We start from the raw sequence: 4508 nt of genomic DNA on the forward strand, positions 1-4508 counted from the left end.
AGTATCATGTCGCACTTGCATGAGAGGCTCAGGTAAGCGCAAACGATAAATGTTGTTTCATCTTTCTTGTTATGCTAGTGTTTGCTTGCTAATATCTATTAAGTAAACATCTGACTTTTAGGCAGATCAAGTAGTTGTGTTGATTTTGATAGCTGATCCAAAAACATTCTTCCTGATTCTGCAATATAACGTGATTATAAAAGGGAATCATGAATAAAAAATGGGCTGTGAAACGACTGACAATAAATCTTGCGACAAGCGAGGCAGAGAAACTGGAACAATACTGTGCAGTAACAGGAAGACCAGCAACCGATGTGATTCGAGAATTGCTCCGCTCTCTTGAGGTAGAGGAAAAAAGTAATTGAAAATCTCTCAAATCCAACTTCCTACTTTAGCAGTTGAGGAGATTTAATTGATAGGTAATTACATGAGAGTTGATCTATTTGTAGTAAATCTAGTTAATCTGGTAACTTGCGAACAAGCTCTTTAATTACCTCCTTTTCTTCTTTCCCCGTCTCTTTACAGTACTTTTCAAGTGTCTTAGCTTCATCTGATGCTAAGTCAACGCTGATTTGCTTCTCGGTATTTTTCTTACTCATACTTCATTAAGTAGGTGTACTACTTGCTTTTGTGCTTTGCAAACTGCTCACAAGAAAAAATAAAGATACCATTCGTTAGAACTCACCAAAAAATTGGTGGTACTAACTTCTAAACAAATGCTGAAATCTTACCAACACTAAAGTTTAGCCTCAGCATAATTTTTGATAATTGCTACTTGTGCTAATTACCTTTTTTGCATTTGGAATTCGGGTTTATTTTTTAAAAGCTTAGTGTCTTACCTAGTCAGAGTTATTGTTTTCAAACATAGCAATTAGTTACTCACTTCAATATCAGTTCTACCAACACATAGCAGCAGTAATGGGTTAAAAATGTATGTTCAGAATTATTAGTTAAAAACAACTGTATTGATATTATGCTGTCAACAACAGTATTTTTAGCTCGTCTTATTCAGATTTATATCTAAAGGAATATGTATAACTTAATTAGCAGATTAACTAGTTGTTTTTTATACAAATATGCTAAGCATTAAAGTAGTTCTGGCATATTTGTTTCCTTTAGCTTTAAAAACCTGCAATCTCTTGTTTTAACAAGACCCCGTTGGATGTCAACACCCAGTAAGGTTCATCGCTCTCTACCTCTTCTACATATCCCCAAACTCGAAGATCTTGGAGAATTTCAGTCAAAAACTCGTCTACTCCTTCACCAGAATATGCACCTCCAAGAGCAATCATTTCTAATGTGCCTCGCAACTCATAATCGATAAGTGCTTCTTGCTTAGAATGGAGTATACCAATTACCTCAGCATAGGGAGTACCAATAACACAGCGTTTTCCATCAGTTGATGTTACTGTTCTCAGTAGGTCAAACGGGATAATCATGCGGTTGCCTCCAACTTGGGAACTGGTTGTAACGGTGTTAAGCACAAAAAATCCACTACATTCTTAATCGCCTGCATTGGCTCAACATCTCGATTATCAATCTGTGCAACACAAGCCGCTTCGGCATTGTTAATCCTGTTGAGACTACGGGAATCAAGATAATCTCTCGATTCATGGCGGGAACACCCCAATAATTCTTCCATCTGTTTGGCTGGTATCCCAAAGACTGCTCTATACATCGCATCAGTCGCATTGATATAAATAAATGTGCGGTAGTTATTCGAGCATTCTTCGTGACGGTCTAAATAAGATTTGATGGCATCGGTCAAATCTCTCCTAATCATTTTCCCATCATGTCTTGCAGACAACCATTGGTTTCGTTGTTCACCTGAAATAGCAATGCCAAAGTGGGAGTAAGCAAGTGAGCGCAGTGAGTCACCTAAACCTGCCACTACCAGATTGATGGCTATCGGATTATGCTGAATAACTTCAAAGTTGACCAGTTGAAGAAATCCTTCGTAAGCGATCGCTGCAACTTGCCCATTCTTGGGAACTGAAAAGCCTTCGGGCTTATTGACAATACGTACAGAAAATCGCTCTACCTTCAATTGCTCTTGGTATAAGGATTTCAGCTTTTTCGACGCTAATTTTGTCCTGGCTAAATTTTCGTCGTAATTGAGAATAGCCTCAATCGCTGGATAAGTTATGTACAAATTTCTTTGTGCATCAAGTCCCATCCACAAGCAGTAGCTACCGTATTGAACAGATTCCAGTCGGATGTTAATAATATTACTCATGATGTTTCCAAGTCTACTTTATTGGCCAACTAAGGCATTAACGCAAGTATCCAAAACTTAATCCTGAGTTCAGTCGCTTTAATCAACTTTTGGTGGTTGTTAAGTCCACCAAACTGCACCCAGACATTGGGATGGTGAACTGAATTGCGGCTACTACTTCTGCCGTAATAATTCTCATGGCAACCAGAACATAAGCTCACACAATCCCAACCAGGAATTTCATAACCAGACACAGAAGTACTAGGAAAATGCAGTAGAAATATCTCTAAAATGCGGCGCAGCAGCGATCGCCGATAATGAAGATGATGTACTACCGTTGCCCGTCCATGCAGAGGATTGTTGGTGCAACGTGATTGCAGACGGTAAACACGACGACAAGTCCTTGACCAGTTCGACGCATACTCGAACTTTTTAGGATATTTAAGCATCAATTTTGAATTTGTACAGTAGTCCACGATGGTTTGCATTCTTAATCGTGAGGATGATAGCCTGTCTCAATTCATCCAAGCGCTCACGTTCACCGATCTCTTGCTCAATAAAAGCCTCAAGCGTAAGATGCTTTGTGCGCTCAAGTTTGTCAATCATGATTTGAGAAGGACTAAGTTGAGTAGCGGTTGCCGCTTGAAGCGTCAGACGCTGTTGGGTAGTGAGTGCATCTTGTGGTGAGGCTGCACCAACAAAGGTTCGATTATCTCGGTCAAAGCCAGAGTAGTTTTGCAGAGAAGGCATGGCGAACCATCCTCCTTCTTTGCCAAAATAAATTGCACGACCACAAGGGGATGCATTCACGAGCCTTTCTAACTCTACATTCGTCACTTTATCGAGCATAGGTGAACGTCCCCACTGTTTAACGCTGTCATAATCACGAGCTAGAGCAATTACCGATAGTTGGGAAGATGTATCTAGAGTTAATCCCAATGGTTTGACGTAAGGGGACTGTGCAGCGACCCAAGCATTTTTACCTTCAGAATCACCACAGCTGGTAATCGCAACTAAGCGGTCTTGAATGAGAGTGCTTTTAAGTTGGTTAGATTTATTGCCTAAAATAGTGCCTTCGTCGAGAATCAACAGAGTGCGCCCGTGTTGATTAACGTATTCATTGTATGCGTTGAAACAACGTTCTAACCAAGCAATTACCTCTTCTGGGGATGCATCGGCACATCTAAACCGCTCAACTCTGTCTGCAATTCCTTCAAAATATCCAGCTTCTTTGGGGTCAGCTTTGGGGTCAATTACAAATACTCTTAACCCCAAATGTTTGGACTTAGCAGCACGAATAGCATTAGCCAAGAGCATCCCTTTACCTGTTCCAGGTACACCAATAATTAAAGTATTGGTGATCCGGTCTGTCATCTTAGCAATGATATCGATAGTGTAATCTGGTTGGTAATTACTCACTTGTGTTAGTGAGGGTGCATCTTGTGGACGCGATGACATTGGCAATACTGGCAACGCTGTTTGTGGCTGTAAGACTTGTGGTGTAAAAGCTTCAGCATAATTGAGAGCAGCATCAGAAAATGAGTATCCTTGGTCAGCAGCAAAATTCAATTCTTCTTCAACTGACTGTTTACCAACCTGTTGCAAGTAACCCCTGAAATCGTCCCCGTCTAATACATGAGCAACACAACCATACTCTCTAATAGCTGTTTGATTACGTTGAATTTCCTGAGCTTTTTTGATATTAGTGAATACCGACCATGCTGCGATCAATAAACCTGTAACTGGACTTGTGGCAGATGCCGCTATAGCTGCCACAATCAGTCCACCAGCAATATTCCATTGAATATTGTTTTGTGCGGTTTGCTTAAAGGCAATTGCACTCCATTGTTCGGGGGTTCTCTGGGCCTTGTTGATATCAAATCTTGTCATCTCCAATTAACTGCATCTCCATTAATTACTGTGCCGCCAACATGTTCAGTGTAGTTTGCACCATTCGTATCAATAGTCTCTGCCGCTGCATGATCATCAACAACAGTTTCTTCACTGAGTACTTCTACGTCAATAGTTTTGGCTTCTGTTGATTCATTTTTAAATCCTTTCTTTCCCCCTTGGATATAATCACCTCCAATGTGTGCATTATAAGTACCGCCACCAAGATTAATAATTCGTTTGACCATGATTGCCTTTGTTGATTAATTATTTGCCAGCTTCAGCGATCGCAGTATTTAATTTACCCGTAAGGATTCAGGTGGCAGAGTATTGACAAGAGGACACTTCAGGGGGAGTATCACAAATATGAACCAAAACCTGCCTCAAGATATAGACCGAGAAA

7 protein-coding genes are annotated in these 4508 nt (G+C 40.4%); 1 reads left to right on the top strand and 6 read right to left on the bottom strand.

Annotation, left to right across the window (positions count from 1 at the left end):
- Window positions 1–209 precede the first annotated feature (209 nt).
- A complete protein-coding gene (locus HCR01_RS37020) occupies window positions 210–365 on the top strand; it encodes a CopG family transcriptional regulator (protein WP_193200867.1) in 156 nt (51 codons plus the stop codon).
- A gap of 93 nt (window positions 366–458) precedes the next feature.
- Here the strand turns inward: HCR01_RS37020 and HCR01_RS37025 are convergent, their stop codons facing one another.
- The 6 genes from HCR01_RS37025 to HCR01_RS37050 form a co-directional block, all read right to left on the bottom strand.
- Window positions 459–599 carry a RepB family protein gene (locus tag HCR01_RS37025; protein ID WP_193200868.1) on the bottom strand — a complete coding sequence of 47 codons (141 nt, stop codon included), beginning with the start codon at window positions 597–599 and terminating at the stop codon, window positions 459–461.
- 522 nt (window positions 600–1121) lie between these two features.
- Complete coding sequence (locus HCR01_RS37030) at window positions 1122–1439, bottom strand: hypothetical protein (protein ID WP_193200869.1); 318 nt, start codon at window positions 1437–1439, stop codon at window positions 1122–1124.
- Window positions 1436–2236 (bottom strand): hypothetical protein, encoded by an 801-nt coding sequence (locus HCR01_RS37035; RefSeq protein ID WP_193200870.1) that lies wholly within the window; start codon window positions 2234–2236, stop codon window positions 1436–1438. The genes HCR01_RS37030 and HCR01_RS37035 overlap by 4 nt, the downstream gene beginning before the upstream one ends.
- Before the next feature lie 29 nt (window positions 2237–2265).
- Window positions 2266–2664: a hypothetical protein gene (locus HCR01_RS37040; protein ID WP_193200871.1), complete on the bottom strand. Its 399-nt coding sequence runs from the start codon at window positions 2662–2664 to the stop codon at window positions 2266–2268.
- Window positions 2657–4105: a hypothetical protein gene (locus HCR01_RS37045; RefSeq protein WP_193200872.1), complete on the bottom strand. Its 1449-nt coding sequence runs from the start codon at window positions 4103–4105 to the stop codon at window positions 2657–2659. Before HCR01_RS37045 ends, HCR01_RS37040 begins: the two co-directional genes overlap by 8 nt.
- Window positions 4102–4353: a hypothetical protein gene (locus HCR01_RS37050; protein WP_193200873.1), complete on the bottom strand. Its 252-nt coding sequence runs from the start codon at window positions 4351–4353 to the stop codon at window positions 4102–4104. The genes HCR01_RS37045 and HCR01_RS37050 overlap by 4 nt, the downstream gene beginning before the upstream one ends.
- Window positions 4354–4508 lie beyond the last annotated feature (155 nt).

The organism is Nostoc sp. MG11 (assembly GCF_014904695.1).
Lineage (GTDB): Bacteria > Cyanobacteriota > Cyanobacteriia > Cyanobacteriales > Nostocaceae > Komarekiella.

Coding starts and splice junctions, on each gene's coding strand:
- HCR01_RS37020 (WP_193200867.1), top strand. CDS start 210: ATGAATAAAAAATGGGCTGTGAAACGACTGACAATAAATCTTGCGACA.
- HCR01_RS37025 (WP_193200868.1), bottom strand. CDS start 599: ATGAGTAAGAAAAATACCGAGAAGCAAATCAGCGTTGACTTAGCATCA.
- HCR01_RS37030 (WP_193200869.1), bottom strand. CDS start 1,439: ATGATTATCCCGTTTGACCTACTGAGAACAGTAACATCAACTGATGGA.
- HCR01_RS37035 (WP_193200870.1), bottom strand. CDS start 2,236: ATGAGTAATATTATTAACATCCGACTGGAATCTGTTCAATACGGTAGC.
- HCR01_RS37040 (WP_193200871.1), bottom strand. CDS start 2,664: ATGCTTAAATATCCTAAAAAGTTCGAGTATGCGTCGAACTGGTCAAGG.
- HCR01_RS37045 (WP_193200872.1), bottom strand. CDS start 4,105: ATGACAAGATTTGATATCAACAAGGCCCAGAGAACCCCCGAACAATGG.
- HCR01_RS37050 (WP_193200873.1), bottom strand. CDS start 4,353: ATGGTCAAACGAATTATTAATCTTGGTGGCGGTACTTATAATGCACAC.